Origin of the sequence: Ruminococcus sp. D54t1_190329_F1 (genome assembly GCF_015551645.1) — a bacterium.
Classification (GTDB): Bacteria; Bacillota; Clostridia; order Lachnospirales; family Lachnospiraceae; genus Blautia_A; species Blautia_A faecis.
Genome location: NZ_JADNDC010000001.1, coordinates 95,649 through 111,459, shown reverse-complemented (window position 1 = coordinate 111,459; position 15,811 = coordinate 95,649). Strand labels below are relative to the sequence as shown.

Sequence of the window (15,811 nt, the reverse complement as noted above, 5' to 3'; positions counted from 1 at the left end):
AACATTTATTTCGAAACGGGAGCTAATTTTGCATTCTGATCTGTTCCCCTTTTATGGGCGCATAGGTATAAAGCTTCTCACCTTCCAGGTCCGCCTTGTGCATATCCACAGCACTGATCTGGTGGTTGTCGTAAGTATTATAATAGTAAATTCCCTTATCCGTATTACAGCAGGAAGTATATAGCGTAATCTCATACTTGTCTTCTCCCAGCTTGCAGCAGCCCCTCTGCTGGTCTACGCTGCCAAGAATGTGGAAAAACTGGCTTACACTTTCTTCTTCTGAATCCCCGGACAGAGAATTCATTTTTACAAAGGCCACCCGCACAAATCTTGACTGGGAGGAGAGATCTCCCGGCAGTCCCATGCCACCCATTCCCCGGCTGTACTGATTCAGTTCCAGATTTTCTGAAAAAGTGTTACTGCGGTTTTCCACAGCCAGCTGCATATAATTGTTCAGATTAAACATCTGATAGTTAAAGGGCGGATTGTTTGTGAGGACACCTACTGGATTATCATATATTTTCATTCCCTCTTCCAACGACTCCAGGGTAATACATTCCTCTTTGTCCGCAATAATCCAGTGCAGCTGCGCAACTGGCAGATCAGGAAGAAATGGGGTGTCAATCAGGTTCATATTCTTAAGAAGCTGGCGTGCTTCTTTCACTGTAGCACATTTTCCCAGAATCCATGGGATCAGTTCGAACTGAGTGATATTGTCTTTCCCCTCTACAGGCTTCTTGTAGCTGGCATTTCCAACGAAATTAAGGCCGGCGATTCCAAGACCTTTCTCATTGACCGCATCATAATACAGAGGATAGTTCTCCATAACACATGCCATTCCGATCATGGCATAATGATTTTTCAGCTGACCGCCTTCTCTTAAGTCAAATACATAATTTCTAGGCGTGATCACTACCTGGTCTCCATAGGAAATCTCATAATCCAGAGTTCTTCCAAAATAGAAATCCTTTGTTTTATAGGTTGCTGCTGTACACATATTCTGTTCCTCCATTCATCAGAGACTGTTTAAAAGTCAGTTCTGTATTACTGTTCACTGGTAACGTTCTGTAATCTGCATATTCCAAAAAGTTCCCAAGGCGTTGTATTTTCCAGTCTGTCATGTTATTATTTATAAAAATTGTGCATGAACGGTTCATCATTAGTGTTATATATTGTAGCACAAACTGTGAAAATTTAAACTCTTTTTTCCCGATTTCACACTTTTTTAAGAAAGGAACTTACCATGAATAAATCTATTGCAGTCGCAGGTACCGGATATGTAGGGCTTTCTATTTCTGTACTGCTGGCTCAGCATAATCATGTTGTTGCAGTTGACATAATTCCGGAGAAGATTGCTTTGATAAACCAGAAGAAATCTCCAATCCAAGATGAATATATCGAAAAATACCTGTCGGAAAAGGAACTGGATCTTACGGCCACCTCAGACGGAGAATCCGCCTACGCAGAGGCTGATTTTGTGGTAGTGGCCACCCCCACCAACTATGACAGCAGGAAAAATCATTTCGACACTTCCGCTGTTGAAGCTGTACTAAGCCTGGTCACAAGGGTGAATCCTGCTGCCACAATTGTGATCAAATCTACGATTCCTGTAGGCTACACAGAATCTATCCGAAAGAAGCTTCACAATAACAATATTATTTTCAGCCCGGAATTTCTCCGAGAGTCCAAGGCCCTGTACGACAATCTTTACCCAAGCAGGATCATTGTCTCCTGTGATGAACACACCAGAGAAGCAGCTCATACTTTTGCAGCACTTCTTCAGGAGGGTGCTCTTAAAGAAAATATCGACACCTTGTTCATGGGATATACGGAAGCAGAAGCTGTAAAACTTTTTGCCAACACCTATCTGGCACTTCGTGTTTCCTATTTTAATGAGCTGGATACTTACGCGGAAATGAAGGGGCTGAACACCCGCGATATTATCAATGGAGTCTGTCTGGATCCCCGGATCGGAACTCATTACAATAATCCTTCCTTTGGCTACGGCGGCTACTGCCTGCCTAAGGACACCAAACAGCTTCTTGCCAATTACAACGACGTTCCTCAGAATATGATGTCCGCAATCGTGGAAAGCAACCGTACCCGAAAGGATTTTATTGCTGATCAGGTACTGCAAAAAGCCGGCTATTACAACTACAATGAGGACAACCTTTATCAGTCAAGCCTGGAAAAAGAAGTGGTTATCGGCGTCTACCGCCTCACTATGAAGAGTAATTCCGATAATTTCCGGCAAAGCAGCATTCAGGGTGTTATGAAACGGATCAAGGCAAAAGGCGCCACTGTCATCATCTATGAGCCCAATTTGGAAAACGGTTCCACATTTTTTGGCAGCAAGGTTGTAAATAATCTGGAAGAGTTTAAAGAAAAAAGCCTGTGTATTCTGGCGAACCGTTATGACAAGGTCCTGGACGATGTGAAGAAAAAGGTTTATACAAGGGATCTGTTTTCCAGGGATTAAGAAACGAAAGCGTGTCTAAAAAAGGCTTCCGCAAGATGTACATCACAATTTGTGGGAGATTTTGCCCGGATGAGGGTGCCGCAGCGGGCTGCGTAGGTCGAATTCGAGCAAAATATACCGCAATCTGCACCATACAAAAACAGGCAGGAAACATAGCGATCAAGAGAGCAATAGCTCCGTTTAATCACTGTGTTTCCTGCCTGTTGTCTATGAAATCCGTTTTTTATTCACCATACTGGCAATTGCTCTCTTTCAATTGCCGGATGACTTTATCCTGAAATAGTGATTATAAGCATCCAGCACATCCTTACGTCCTCTCACGCGAATGGGAACCCGTTCTCCATTTCGGAGTAAAAACTCCTCTTCTACATCTGTAATGTGATCCATATTTACCAGAAAGCTTTGGTGGCAACGCAAAAAACGGGGATCCTCTATCTTTTTCTCAAGATTCCCAAGTTTTTCCGCAGTTTCAAGCACCGAACCATCCAGCATATGTAAGGTTACTGTATGGCGGTCACTTTCCAGGTATAAAATTTCATCCACGAAAGGATAACGATACTGTCTTCTGCATTTCACTGAAATCCGCCTGCGAAGCTCAGACTTCAGCAGTCTGTTTAAAATTGCTGTGGTCTGCTTCTCTTCTGCAGGTTTCAGAAGATAGCCGGATGCTTCTACCTCATAACTTTCAAGCGCAAAATCAGGTGAAGCAGTCAGAAATACAATAGGCGCTTTTACTCCCAGGTCACGCAGCTTCCGTGCCGTGTCCATTCCATTCAGATCGCCCATATAAATATCAAGAAAAATCAGATCTGGCCATATATAGCCCTCTTCAATGTCTGCAAGGAGGCTCTCTCCAGATTCATATTCCTGGATCTGCGCCTCCCTGCCATTTGTCTGAAAGTACACCATCAACTGACGCTTCAGCACAAAACGCTCAACTTCCACGTCGTCACATATGGCAATTCTGTTTACCAAAGCTCTCCCAAAGCCTCCTTGTACTTGACTAGTTTATTATAACACAACGTTCCCTCTCGGGGAGAAATCTGCATAATCGTCACGTTTCAGAGCATAATCCTCAATTACCTGCACTCCCCACTTTGTGGGATCTTTCAAGGCTTGCAAAGATCCTTCACAACCTCTCCGGCAATGATCAGTCCTGCAACAGACGGCACAAATGCTACGCTTCCCGGAATATCACGACGCTCTGTACATTTGTGCTTGGCACCTGGCGGGCAGATACAGTGGGTTCTGCAGCTGATGGACATATCCTCTATCGGTCTTGTAGGGATTTCCTCGGAATAAACCACTTTCAGCTTACGGACGCCACGTTTCTTCAGTTCGCGGCGCATAACCTTGGCAAGAGGGCAGACCTTAGTCTTATAAATGTCCGCAACTTTAAACTGGCTTGCATCCAGTTTGTTTCCGGCACCCATAGAACTGATGATCGGAACCCCTTTCTCCTTCGCCTTCATGACAAGGGAGATTTTTGCAGTAACGGTATCTACTGCATCTACAATATAATCATATTCTTCAAATGGAAAATCGTCTGCATTCTCCGGCAGAAAAAAACACTTATGTGTCTCCACCTTCACGTCCGGATTGATTTCCAGCATACGCTCTTTCATAACATCCGTCTTGTATTTTCCCACTGTTTTTCGCGTTGCTATGATCTGGCGGTTCAGATTCGTAAGGCATACCTTGTCGTCATCGATCAGGTCAAAAGCACCTACCCCGCTTCTCACCAACGCCTCACACACATATCCGCCAACACCGCCGATTCCAAATACTGCCACTCTGGCACCGGCAAGCTTCTTCATCCCCTCTTCTCCAAGAAGAAGCTGGGTTCTTGAAAACTGATTTAACATAAATTTTTCTCTCCTCAATGAAAGACAGGCAACAGACTTTCAAACAGACATTTCTCTTTCAATAAGAAAACTGCGGTCTGTTCTATCTTCACATAAAAAGCCTGGGAAGCTTATCCACCCAGACTTTTGTCCACATTACCTTTCGGAAATATTTTATAATGACTGTGTTTTTCTGTCAATTATTTTTTCGCCTACACATAAATAAATTACAGCGTTCCTGTTCACTCCGTTCGCAGTATCATTACAGCCATTTTTTCAAAACATCACTCAGCTTATTCATATCCAGCGGCTTTGCGATATGTCCGTTCATACCTGTATTTTTTGCCAGCTGTACATCTTCTGCAAAAGCATTGGCAGTCATGGCAACAATTGGCAGTTCTCCTTTTTCACCGGGGAGGCTTCTAATTGCTGCGGTTGCCTGATAACCATTCAGAACAGGCATTTGGATATCCATAAAAATAAGGTCATACCGGTCTTTTGGAGAAACCTCCACTTTTTCAACTGCAATTTTTCCATTTTCGGCTGTCTCAACTTCTGCCCCTGTCATCTGCAGGATTTCCACTGCAATTTCTCTGTTTAACTCATTATCCTCGACCAGCAGAATCCTTTTTCCTGTGTAATCTGCTTCTGACAGATTCTCCAGATAATTCCTTGCTGTTTTTTCTTTTTTGTCAGAAACAAACTGCCGCAGTGTAGCGGTCAGCCTGGAACGGAATAACGGTTTTGCAATAAAAGCATCTACACCTGCTGCCTTTGCATCTTCTTCAATCTCGCTGAACTCATAAGATGTCAGTACAATGATGGTAATCTCCTTCCCTATCCGTTTCCGAATCTGTCTGGCAGTTTCTATGCCATCCATATCCGGCATCTTCCAGTCCAAAATAACAGCAAAGTAATCATTTTTTAACTCATGACGTGCATAGCAGCGCTCAACGGCTTCTCTGCCGGAGAGGACCCATTCGCCTGTAATTCCAATCTCCTTCAATGTCGCAACTGTACTTTCACAGCATGTCTTATCATCATCCACAACCAGAACCGGCAAATTCATCAGATTTTCATCCTTTTCTTTCTCTTTTTCCTGAAGTTCAAGATAAATTGTTACCGTAATTTTAGTTCCCTTGTGTAAGGTGCTGTCCACTTTAATATTACCATTCATCAGATTTACAATATTTCTGCTGATTGCCATTCCCAGACCAGTTCCCTGAACTCTGGTTGTCCGATGGTCATCTGCGCGGCTGAAGGGATCAAACATGATTTTCTGGAATTCCGGCGACATACCGATTCCATTATCCTCAATCGTGAATTCATAGCATCCAAGCTCCGAAAATCCATTTGGCTTTTCCTCTATGGAAAAAGTAATATTCCCGCCATCCGGTGTATACTTGATCGCATTACTCATCAGATTCACAAATACCTGCTGAATCCTCAGACTGTCACCGCAGACATCCTCATGTTCAATATGATTAATGTGTATATCAAAATTATGTTTATGTTCATCAAGCACCGGTCGCGTAAGTGTAATAAGATTATCCACCAACTCTGACAGATTGAAATCTTCCTGTGCCAGTGTCATTTTTCCACTTTCAATACGTGCCATATCCAGCACTTCATTGATCAACCCAAGCAGATGACGGCTTGATTCTGTAATCTTGCTGAGACATTCAATAACTCTGTCCTGACTCTCAATATTTGCTCCGGCGATTGCTGTCAGACCCACAATGGCATTCATCGGTGTTCGGATATCATGGGACATATTGGAAAGGAATTCTGTTTTTGCACGATTTGCATTTTCTGCGGACCGGTAAGCCTCTTTCAGTGCCTGACGGGATTCAATCTCTGCTTTCTTCTCCTGTGTCACATCCATGGATGCCAGCAATACCTTTTCCAGCTTTCCATTCTTCCATTCCAAGGGAATATAAGAAGCGATTTTATAAGTCTTTTCATCCAGGCTGCAATACTCAAACTTATAAATATCATTTTCGCTTTTCAGATTTTCCCGGATATTTTCCGGGGCTATCAGAATATCTATAGCTTCCAACGGTTCCAGTGTCTTATACTTTTCAAGAACCTGCATCTGAAAATCATGATAGAAGCCCAGAGGTTTATATATCATCTGTCCATTCAGATTGTAGAATTCATATCTGTCATTTTCCAGATCACAGACAACAAAACGGTCAACCAGACGCACTATGCTCTGAATCAGCTGCTCCATGGAAGCATTATCCGCTGCCATCTGCAGATGCCGTGCGCTCTCTACCTTTGCCTCCGTAATATCCCGCAGAAAAATCATGGCATATTCTGAATCCTCTATCTCGCCACGTATGATCACATTACGGACCCATCGTTCTTCTCCCTTCAGAGTGATTCGGCACTCCAAAGACAATTCGGTTTCCAGACCCTTCAGTTTTTCCGCAATATAGCCACGATCATAAAAAGCGGATACTGCCTTCTTATCTGTTTCCACAACATAGGAATCCACAAAATGCCGGATCAGTTCATCCCATGTATGACTCTGTTCAAAAACAGTCATCAGGGACGGTTCAACCTTAAAGGTATCAAATGTGTTTGCCTCCAGGTTAACATAATATTCGCACAGATCTGTTTTCGTAAAGGCACGGTGGAAAGCAGCTGACTTTTGTGCCTGCATAATTTCTTTTTTTTCCGCATCAATATTAATAAAAATCCCGGCAATCCTGCTGGCAGAACCATCCAGCCGGCGTATTACTTCTGCTGATGCCCGAAACCACTGGTACTGATGATCCTTCATTCTCATACGGTACTCTACCTGGTATTTTACCTGATTCGTCTTATCCGCAATTGCCGCCTGAAGCTGCATCATTACTCTTTCTTTATCCTGTGGATGCAGAAGATCTGACCAGGATTCCAGTTTATTCGGAAAATCCAGAGTATCATGATAGCCAAGCATTTTTCGGAACTCATGGCTCCAGTTTGCATTCACAATCTCACTGTTTTCGTCACAGTCAAAATACCAGAAGCCGGAACGGATAGCCTCATTGATCAGTGCCAGATTTACATGATCCCAGTTGACCTGTACGGACATAATCCAGATCTGTCTGCCTGCTTCATCTGTCGCATCCTCTTTATAAAGCCGTACATTATTCACTGTACCGTCCGCTGTAAGGATCTGCGCTTCCCCGGCTCCGTGGATCTGCAAAAAACGGTCTCGATCCAATATACTTATATCCTTGCCGTAAAAAAATTTCTTCAATGAGCCTTTTGTCTGCTTCATAAAAGAATCGAACGTATGTCCTATACTATGTAGCAGCAGATTACTCACAGACAGAATAGACAGATTTTGGTCATAATATCCGGTCAACATACCTACCCCGCCATTATTTTCCAGTGTTTTCTGTATTGCCTGTGATAAATCCTGTGTTTGTCCAGGTACCGTCTTGTTTAAAGAATATATTTTATCCTCATAATTTTCCTTATATAACATTTTATAAAAACCCTCACTCTGTTTGATGCGTGTTTGAAAAAGGCTTTCTGCAAAATGTGGCGCGCAGATTGTAGGAATGCTTTTTCAACCACGCTCCAGAACATGCTCCGGCAAGTTCTCGTACATATTTTGGCATATAAAAAGGACACCTGACAAACATCCTGCCAGTGTCCCTGCTACATCTTTTTAAACTCACACATCCATATACATATAGTATAAAAGGTATCGGAATCGCTTCCGTTCTCACGTCTTTTCTATATATGGAAACAGCAGCAACCGGCTGACATGGTCAGACTTTCTGACTTTAGCCCCTTCTGGCTTTGCGTCCCTGCCTTTCAGCAAGTTTGCCTTTAAATAATTCCCATTTTTCATCAAAAATAAAATACCATGAAGTTTCCGGTGCGTCAATAATATTTTGATAGAAAATCTGTGTTTATGAACCATTCGCAAAGTCGAAGATGTCTCGCACAATCGTTACTCTGTCTTTGTCATATTCCCCGAAGTTCTGAATCATGCAGCAGCCACCACCAACAACTACATATAAACGCATCAGCTCCGGATTGTATTCCCTTTCTCTCAGCTTATGAAAGATTTCTCTTGTGTAATCACTGGCAGCCTTACGGATTACAGCCAAATACTTTTCTCCGATGTCTGCTGTCCCGGCACGGATCACCTGTTCAATCTATAGAATATCCAGACGGATGTGGAGTCTAAAAAAAACTTCACGCAACTGACCGCCCGATGACCACACCCTTGTTTCTGCTTCGCTGCGTACAGCTCGGAATCTCCAGCCGGGATCTGGATCTTCTTACGATTGGGATGGTGAACGACATGTACGCAGAAAGCAGCAATGATGAGTACAAAGGCTATGCGCAGATCGCTACGCAGAGGGATTTTGATGCATTTTAGCAAATTTATGTGCCTTATATAATGACAGTGTGTTGACATTAGACACGCATTTGAGTATACTATACTTGAATGGAGGTGTTCTGTATGGCAACAACTAATTTAAATATTCGTACAGAGAAGGCAATCAAGGATCAGGCGGAGGAAATCTTCAATGAGCTTGGTCTGAATATGACAACTGCTGTAAATATGTTCCTGAGAACCGCTATCCGTGAGCATGGTATTCCTTTTGAATTAAAACTGGAAGTACCGAATGATACGACAGCCGCTGCCATTGAGGATGGCAGAAAAATGATGAAGGATCCTTCTGCTCCGCGTTATTCCAGTATGGATGCGCTTAAGGCAGCTCTCGACGTATGAAATACGACATTCAGTTTACCAATCAGTTTAAAAAGGATTTGAAGCTTGCCAAAAAGCAAAATAAAAATCTTGATAAGCTGTTTGAGGTAATCGATATTCTGGCGAATGGCGGTACGCTGGATGCAAAATACAGGGATCATGACCTTACAGGAAACTATAAAGGCACGCGTGAGTGTCACATCGAACCGGACTGGTTGCTCATTTATGAGATTCAGAACAACGTTTTAGTACTCATGCTTTATAGGCTTGGTACGCACTCAGAACTATTCAAAAAATAGATTTAAAAAACAGAATAGCAATTCAGAAAGCATCTATCAGAAATGGTAGGTGCTTTTCTTATGCCCAAATCCAGGAAAGGAGGTGCGCTATGGCGGGAAGTAGAATCAAGGGTATCACGGTCGAGATCGGTGGCGATACTACCAAGCTTCAGAGTGCCTTAAAGGGTGTCAATTCAGAAATCAAGAATACGCAGTCACAACTTAAGAATGTCGAAAAGCTCCTGAAATATGATGCTCTTCAGAGGGAGATCATCGAAACGGAAGAATATCTCAAAAAGCTGTAAGCGCAGGCCAATCAGTCTGCCACTGCTGTGCAGAAGATTGCTACTGCTGGTGAAAACCTGAAGTCTGCAGGCGATAAGGTTTCCTCCACCGGCGAAAAGCTCCTTCCTGCCTCTGCTGCAGTTACAGCTCTTGGCGTTGCTGCTGTAAAAACAGACTCCGATTTTGATTCTTCTATGAGCCAGGTAGCCGCCGTGTCTGGTGCAACCGGAGATGATTTCGATAAGCTCCGTGCAAAGGCTCATGAGATGGGTGCGAAAACCAAGTTCTCAGCATCCGAGGCTGCGGATGCTATGAACTACATGGCGATGGCTGGATGGAAAACCTCCGACATGCTGGATGGTATCGAAGGTATCATGAACCTTGCTGCGGCATCTGGTGAGGACCTCGCCACCACATCGGATATCGTAACCGATGCACTGACTGCATTTGGTCTGACAGCCAAAGATTCTGGGCATTTCGCAGATATCCTTGCAGCGGCAAGCTCTAACGCAAATACAAAGGCAATGGATGATTGGCGACTGCGAAGCCGAAAACATCGACATGATTATCACCAAGTCCATCAGCCGATTTGCCAGAAACACGCTGGACTGCCTGAAATACATCCGCCAGCTGAAGGATAAGAACATTCCCGTCTTCTTTGAAAAGGAAGCCATCAATACAATGGATGCCAAGGGTGAGGTTCTGATTACGATTATGGCTTCCCTTGCGCAGCAGGAATCATAATCCCTCAGTCAGAATGTGAAGCTGGGACTCCAGTTTCGCTACCAGAATGGCCAGGTACAGGTAAATCACAATCACTTCCTCGGCTACACCAAGGATGCAGATGAGAATCTCATCATCGATCCGGAACAGGCAGAGGTGGTAAAGCGCATCTACCGGGAATACCGGGAGGGTATTTTCTACATCCACAAACCAGAATTGTCTTAACACTGTGCTGTTTCTCTTTTCTTCCAACATATGAATCCATACATGTCATTAAGAAAAAATATCAAGAAATTTACAACCACTGGAATATACCCCGGGTCCTTAATTGATGCCAGTATCCATAAGATAATCAGCACGATGTCATTCGATGCATATCCCAAAGCATAATAGGAAGACCGTAACATAGTGAGTGATGCAGCAAAAAAACTTGTTACTACCGAAATGGTACTAAATATCAGATTCGGCGTGTTAAGTTTTTTTAGTAATATATAAAATGCAATTGTCACTGCCACATTGCAAAGAACAAGAACTCCTGCTCCTTTTCTTGTAATTTTTCGTATTTCTACTGTTCCATCACTACTGTTTCTCGCATTTTTCAGCCATGTCACAATCGACCAAACAGACATCGGAAGTGACATAAATAAGTAAGTAAACATCTCTCCCCAGTAGCGAAAACGGTATGATATTATCGCATACTGGATGCAGAAAATCGTCATCAATATCGGTGCCCATACATTTCCCTGTGCGGCAAATATCAGTGAAGTTACACCAATACAAGTTGCAGTAAGTGTCAAAGCATCTACTCTTCCTGCCATAATATTGGACATAACAACAATAGCAATAGACACGAACCAAAGTGCCCATTCTCTTTTGGTCATTCTTTTAAATGGATTATTCATTTTTCTAATTCCCTTCATACGTTGATTTGAGACAACAGGAAATTAGATATATTTTATACCTGTTGTCTCTTAAAATTGGATACCCTTTATATGCTTCTCTTGCGAAGCAATGGCACCCTTCTGCATATGAAGGATTGCATAATTACTTTCGTGAAATTGATAATATCCAAAAAACATAATTTTATCCTCTATAACGCTCTGACAAATCGCGATTCACCGAATTTTCCCTTGCCATCTAATCCACTGCCTCAAATCGTGACATCTAATCCGAGGTTACAACCTGACACACATTTTGCAGTAGATATGTTTCCATATAAAACAACCGAGCTTTTTCAGGAGTTAGGCTTCTATTCCCAACTTCCGAAAAAGCCCGGAAATACGCCGCTTTCTGGCACTTGATTTTATTTTCTTGACATCAAGACTACCGTCTCAACATGCGTTGAGACGTCTGAACTGCTCTCTTTTTTACTCGTTGGTTTGCGAAAATATGTCCAACGTCTCATCAGTTTGTGGAAACATATCAATGGATTACAGCTTCTCCATTGTATGTTTTTGGTACAGTTAACTTCTAGAATAACCTACTTACTTCAACGTATCATTTCAATGATAAATTGTTCTGTTCCCTCTTCCAATTGCCTTACTCCACTTGGAGTAAAACCGTGTCGCAAATAAAAGTGCTGCGCTTTTGTATTCTTCTCAAGAACCCATAGTGAATTACAATTCCTACTTACGGCAAAATCTAATAATTTACCTCCGATTCCCTGATCCACGAAAAACGTATCTACATACAATTCCAAGACTTGCGTTCCCTGAATATGAATGAACCCCTTAACAAAATCATCTTCATATACATAAAATTCCTTAAGTATCTCTGGGTGCTCGATGTATTCTTTTGCCAACGGATAAACTTGTATTTCACCAAATGAAACCATATCATCGTGAAAAATTTCTCTATAGTTCATCCGCTTGGAGAATACTGATATCTCAGCAATTCTCGATGCATCTCTATCTATTGCTCGTCTTATCATGACTAATTCTCCTTTTTGTAATAAACTGAAATTCATCAGCATCTCTGCCTTCCTCTTTTATTCCGCAGGGATTATTTCGCCTCGGTTAGATACGTCCCCCATCGCTGAAACCATCTCTACCAGGCCATTCCATCAACTTCCGATTTAAACAATTCTCCACATATCTAATCCACTGTCTCAAATCGTGACATCTAATCCGGGGTTACAACCTGACACACATTTTGCAGCGGATATGTTTCCATATAAGAAAACCGAGCTTTTTCAAAAGTCTGGCTTCAAATCCAAACCTCCGAAAAAGCTCGGAATCTATGTTTTTTAATTTGTCTACGCCACGCCGGATGCGCTACGGAAGCAAAGCTTCCTACGCTTATCCGCGGCATTCGCCGCATACAGCCCATCGCATAATGGTGCCTTTGTGAGCAAGCTCCCACAGCACCTTATGCTCGGTCTTAACCATTGAAGTCTATGGGAACAAGTCGGTATAAGGCCTTTTCTACCTATACAATGCAAGGCAAGTTTACACTGCTGCCACCTGCCACTGTCTCGACCGTTGAGACAGTGAAGGCCGCTTAACTTCTACACAATCCATCCGTTCAAACCACGGATTTGCCATACACTCGCAGGGAGTTGAGTTGCCTGATTTCACCGTCTCGACCTGATATCTGATCCTTATTTCTTTGCGCTTTCTTCCAACTCCAGCATATACCTATCAAAGTCGGACATGAATAAACTGTCCTGGATCACGCGATATTTTTCAAATTCTGTCTCAGCATGAAGCTTTGCAATTTCTGCGGACACCTTACCCGCATCCTGTAAAATGCCATAATCAAACATTTCAATGAAGCTGTTGAGCCTCTTTTCCCAGTCCTGCATCGTAAGCGGAATATGTCGTAAGGTCATGTTTTCCGCAAAATCCAGGTATGCCGTCACCATACGATTCAGCTGCTTCATTTCATCCTGACTCAGATAATTTTTAGCAACCGTGACATCGCTTTTCTTAATCTTTCCGTCAGGAGCATCTGCCCAGGTGGTTAATCCCATGTGCTCTTTTGTGTGATCCGCTCTTTCCACGATCATCTCCGCCGCCGTATGTCCATGAACGGCATAATGCATTTTATTCTGAACAGTCGCATAGAATCTTCTCGTTGTTGCAGCATTTTTATCATAGTCAATGGCTGTCGCATACAGGTCAGTGATCTTCTGATAGAATTTTCTTTCGCTGGCACGGATCTCTCGGATGCGCTCTAGCTGCTCATCGAAATACTTTTCTGTCAGATACGTTCCGCGCTTCAGCCGCTCATCATCCATGACCCAGCCTTTGATGGTGTAGTCCTTTGCGATCTGGTTTACCCATTTTCGGAACTGTACCGCACGCTCGGAATTGACCTTGAAGCCTACGGCAATGATCATTTGAAGGCTATAGTGCTTGGTATCGCGTGTGACCTGGCGAGAACCTTCGGTTTGAACTATTCGGAAATTCCGAATAGTTGCGGCCTCTTCCAATTCACTATCCGCATATATTTTTTTAATATGTTCATTTATCGTTGGTGAACCAACATCATACAATGTGGCCATCATCTTCTGTGTCAGCCATATATTCTCATCCTCATAGCGCATCTCTATGCTGTCCTGTTGATCACCTACAGAGGCAACATAGGTCAGGTACTCTGCTGCGCTGGAACGGATGGTTATTTCATCTTTTTTCTTTGCCAAATAGAATGCCTCCCTTCTACATATCACTAGATCCAGCCATTCTTTTTAAATTTCTCAATTTGAGCTAATTCTTCCTCAGATGGTTCGCCCGCCTTACCCTCGCTGACCGGAGTGTTTAAATATTCGTTATTCCATCTGTTCATGATTTTGACAACCTCATCAGATACACGAATATCACGTTTCGTGATGGATTCCAGGTTCCAATCCATTACATCAGAGGTTCCCATTGCCTTAGTAATTACAATTTTGGAAGCTATGTACTCTTTTTTCTTCTTGCCAAAATATCCATTACCAGCGACAATGTTCAGCTTCTTTTCGAATGGGAGCTTATTGCCTATATGCTCAATTTTCTCTTTGATGGTTGCGTCTGGCTCATCCGGAAAATAATTCGTCTGCCACTTCTGTGGAAAGATATGCTCTATCTCCCACTTAGCCGGAAGCAAATCATCCTGATGTTCATACGCAAGCGTCTTCAGAAGCATACGCACTACATTACGATTCGGATTCTGGATATATGGCTCCAGCTGTGTCATATCGACAGTCTTAAATTCAAACGTAGGTATATCCGATGCTACAATTGCAGAATTCAGCTTCAGAATATCCGGCTTTACAGCATTGATTGTCGGTATCATCAAGTATTTTGTCATCAGCTCCATGAGCAGCTTATTCAAGAACCGAGCAAATCGTGTTTCAAAATTTTCTTCATTCCTGTAGCAAACATAGTAAATAACAACCGGGTATTTCCAGTACTCGTTCGGATATGAAGTCAGAATATCCAGTGTCTGCCTAATTTTAATATTCTTGGACCAGGCTTCATCTTCAAGTTCCTCTCCTTTGTTTACAACCTTCCACAGATTCAGGATAACAAAAAGAGTATCCAACAATTCAGGCTTATACAAGCGTTCAAACTTATTAACCGCATAATACTTCCTGACACCAGGAGTAGTCGTCTTCGTATCCTTATCCAGTGCTCGATAATAAAACATATTGTAGTAGAACAGCTGCTGGATGCTTTCATTAGCATCTGTAGACTGCTCATCTAAATCTTTCCAGCGGTCAATAAATGCCTTCTTATCATCCGGCGCAAGCTGGTTGTAAATCTTTGCCTTAAAAATATCTGCGTCCGACAGAGGAAGACCTCTATCATTTAACGTTGAGAAAATAGTCAACGCAGTATCCTGGGTGTCTGCTGTGATAGGAAGCAGAATAGCCTGGTTCAAGAGCGCATAGATAAACTGATATACCATCAATGGATTCTCTGTGGAATGCTTATCAAACAACTCTTGAAAATGGCGATAATTCTTTGAATAGTTATCTTTCGCATCCTCATCCGCTTTTCCGGTTTCCAAGATTGATCGCAGAATTTCATTTCCTTCGTTATTCACAACACGTGAGGTCAAAAGGATATTTTTGAAATCCACCGTTCCAGTAAGTTTATTGGTTCTCCAGATAGTAGGCTCAATCTTTCCAATAAAGTTATTGGCCTCTGCCGTTCTCTCTGATGCAGGCGTAGCAACAAGCTTCGTATAAATTGCACGTAGCAGCAGAAACAAAGACGTAATACGCTGCTGTCCATCAATTATTTCCTGCTCACCATCTTCATTTTCGTAGGAAACCACACTTCCGAGGAAGTAGGAACTCTCTCTTTCTGTACCGCCACTTGTAGCAGTAAAATCCCATAAATCCTCAAAAAGTGTTTCTACCTGTTCATCCGTCCAAGCATATGGTCGCTGGTACTCAGGAATGACAAACGGTTTTGATTTTCCGCTACCCAGGAGCGCTTCCACGCTTTGTTTATTTACTTCTATCGTTGTTGGCATGTTTACGCCCTCC

The 15,811-nt window shown here is 42.7% G+C and carries 14 protein-coding genes, 2 pseudogenes and 1 riboswitch; of the genes and pseudogenes, 7 read left to right on the top strand and 9 right to left on the bottom strand.

Features of this window, described 5'->3' with window-relative positions:
* Positions 1-22: 22 nt before the first annotated feature.
* Positions 23-997, bottom strand: coding sequence for a choloylglycine hydrolase (gene bsh, locus I2D69_RS00515; RefSeq protein ID WP_148461158.1), 975 nt, complete (start codon positions 995-997; stop codon positions 23-25).
* 246 nt (positions 998-1,243) lie between these two features.
* Between bsh and I2D69_RS00510 the strand changes: the two genes are divergently transcribed.
* The gene (locus I2D69_RS00510; protein ID WP_148461157.1) at positions 1,244-2,479 is read left to right on the top strand and encodes a nucleotide sugar dehydrogenase; all 1,236 of its coding nucleotides are present in this window, start codon (positions 1,244-1,246) and stop codon (positions 2,477-2,479) included.
* A gap of 11 nt (positions 2,480-2,490) precedes the next feature.
* Positions 2,491-2,757: a DUF6783 domain-containing protein gene (locus I2D69_RS20585; protein ID WP_334284952.1), complete on the top strand. Its 267-nt coding sequence runs from the start codon at positions 2,491-2,493 to the stop codon at positions 2,755-2,757.
* On the opposite strand, the gene I2D69_RS00505 is transcribed toward I2D69_RS20585, so the two are convergent.
* The 4 genes from I2D69_RS00505 to I2D69_RS00490 form a co-directional block, all read right to left on the bottom strand.
* Complete coding sequence (locus I2D69_RS00505) at positions 2,732-3,454, bottom strand: LytTR family DNA-binding domain-containing protein (protein ID WP_226815623.1); 723 nt, start codon at positions 3,452-3,454, stop codon at positions 2,732-2,734. The two genes, I2D69_RS20585 and I2D69_RS00505, sit on opposite strands and share 26 nt — an antisense overlap.
* 134 nt (positions 3,455-3,588) lie before the next feature.
* On the bottom strand, positions 3,589-4,344 hold the full coding sequence (locus I2D69_RS00500) for a tRNA threonylcarbamoyladenosine dehydratase (RefSeq protein WP_148461155.1): 756 nt from the start codon (positions 4,342-4,344) through the stop codon (positions 3,589-3,591).
* A 241-nt stretch (positions 4,345-4,585) separates the two neighbouring features.
* Positions 4,586-7,804, bottom strand: a complete 3,219-nt coding sequence (locus I2D69_RS00495) for a response regulator (protein WP_173716617.1) — start codon at positions 7,802-7,804, stop codon at positions 4,586-4,588.
* A 268-nt stretch (positions 7,805-8,072) separates the two neighbouring features.
* A riboswitch (cyclic di-GMP riboswitch) is annotated at positions 8,073-8,163 on the bottom strand.
* 74 nt (positions 8,164-8,237) lie between these two features.
* Complete coding sequence (locus I2D69_RS00490; protein ID WP_226815622.1) at positions 8,238-8,438, bottom strand: hypothetical protein; 201 nt, start codon at positions 8,436-8,438, stop codon at positions 8,238-8,240.
* A gap of 107 nt (positions 8,439-8,545) precedes the next feature.
* Between I2D69_RS00490 and I2D69_RS00485 the strand changes: the two genes are divergently transcribed.
* The 5 genes and pseudogenes from I2D69_RS00485 to I2D69_RS00465 form a co-directional block, all read left to right on the top strand.
* Positions 8,546-8,713, top strand: a complete 168-nt coding sequence (locus I2D69_RS00485) for a hypothetical protein (protein WP_173716616.1) — start codon at positions 8,546-8,548, stop codon at positions 8,711-8,713.
* Between the two features lie 84 nt (positions 8,714-8,797).
* On the top strand, positions 8,798-9,070 hold the full coding sequence (locus tag I2D69_RS00480) for a type II toxin-antitoxin system RelB/DinJ family antitoxin (protein WP_118578232.1): 273 nt from the start codon (positions 8,798-8,800) through the stop codon (positions 9,068-9,070).
* Complete coding sequence (locus I2D69_RS00475) at positions 9,067-9,348, top strand: type II toxin-antitoxin system YafQ family toxin (RefSeq protein ID WP_148461153.1); 282 nt, start codon at positions 9,067-9,069, stop codon at positions 9,346-9,348. The genes I2D69_RS00480 and I2D69_RS00475 overlap by 4 nt, the downstream gene beginning before the upstream one ends.
* 89 nt (positions 9,349-9,437) lie before the next feature.
* Positions 9,438-10,130, top strand: a pseudogene (locus tag I2D69_RS00470) (phage tail tape measure protein); the annotation flags it as partial.
* A gap of 34 nt (positions 10,131-10,164) precedes the next feature.
* A pseudogene (locus I2D69_RS00465) lies at positions 10,165-10,527 on the top strand (recombinase family protein); the annotation flags it as partial.
* Positions 10,528-10,556: 29 nt separating this feature from the next.
* Here the strand turns inward: I2D69_RS00465 and pnuC are convergent.
* The 4 genes from pnuC to I2D69_RS00445 form a co-directional block, all read right to left on the bottom strand.
* Positions 10,557-11,237 (bottom strand): nicotinamide riboside transporter PnuC, encoded by a 681-nt coding sequence (gene pnuC, locus I2D69_RS00460; RefSeq protein WP_148461152.1) that lies wholly within the window; start codon positions 11,235-11,237, stop codon positions 10,557-10,559.
* Positions 11,238-11,824: 587 nt separating this feature from the next.
* The gene (locus I2D69_RS00455) at positions 11,825-12,265 is read right to left on the bottom strand and encodes a GNAT family N-acetyltransferase (protein WP_148461151.1); all 441 of its coding nucleotides are present in this window, start codon (positions 12,263-12,265) and stop codon (positions 11,825-11,827) included.
* A 669-nt stretch (positions 12,266-12,934) separates the two neighbouring features.
* Positions 12,935-13,978 (bottom strand): virulence RhuM family protein, encoded by a 1,044-nt coding sequence (locus I2D69_RS00450; protein ID WP_148461150.1) that lies wholly within the window; start codon positions 13,976-13,978, stop codon positions 12,935-12,937.
* A gap of 26 nt (positions 13,979-14,004) precedes the next feature.
* Positions 14,005-15,798: a DUF262 domain-containing protein gene (locus I2D69_RS00445; protein ID WP_148461149.1), complete on the bottom strand. Its 1,794-nt coding sequence runs from the start codon at positions 15,796-15,798 to the stop codon at positions 14,005-14,007.
* Between the last annotated feature and the right edge of the window lie 13 nt (positions 15,799-15,811).

Bases quoted from the DNA above. Each gene is read 5' to 3' on its own strand.
- I2D69_RS00480 (WP_118578232.1), top strand. From the start codon at position 8,798: ATGGCAACAACTAATTTAAATATTCGTACAGAGAAGGCAATCAAGGAT.
- I2D69_RS00455 (WP_148461151.1), bottom strand. From the start codon at position 12,265: ATGATAAGACGAGCAATAGATAGAGATGCATCGAGAATTGCTGAGATA.
- I2D69_RS00445 (WP_148461149.1), bottom strand. From the start codon at position 15,798: ATGCCAACAACGATAGAAGTAAATAAACAAAGCGTGGAAGCGCTCCTG.
- I2D69_RS00510 (WP_148461157.1), top strand. From the start codon at position 1,244: ATGAATAAATCTATTGCAGTCGCAGGTACCGGATATGTAGGGCTTTCT.
- pnuC (WP_148461152.1), bottom strand. From the start codon at position 11,237: ATGAATAATCCATTTAAAAGAATGACCAAAAGAGAATGGGCACTTTGG.
- I2D69_RS00500 (WP_148461155.1), bottom strand. From the start codon at position 4,344: ATGTTAAATCAGTTTTCAAGAACCCAGCTTCTTCTTGGAGAAGAGGGG.
- I2D69_RS00485 (WP_173716616.1), top strand. From the start codon at position 8,546: ATGACCACACCCTTGTTTCTGCTTCGCTGCGTACAGCTCGGAATCTCC.
- I2D69_RS00495 (WP_173716617.1), bottom strand. From the start codon at position 7,804: ATGTTATATAAGGAAAATTATGAGGATAAAATATATTCTTTAAACAAG.
- I2D69_RS00475 (WP_148461153.1), top strand. From the start codon at position 9,067: ATGAAATACGACATTCAGTTTACCAATCAGTTTAAAAAGGATTTGAAG.
- bsh (WP_148461158.1), bottom strand. From the start codon at position 997: ATGTGTACAGCAGCAACCTATAAAACAAAGGATTTCTATTTTGGAAGA.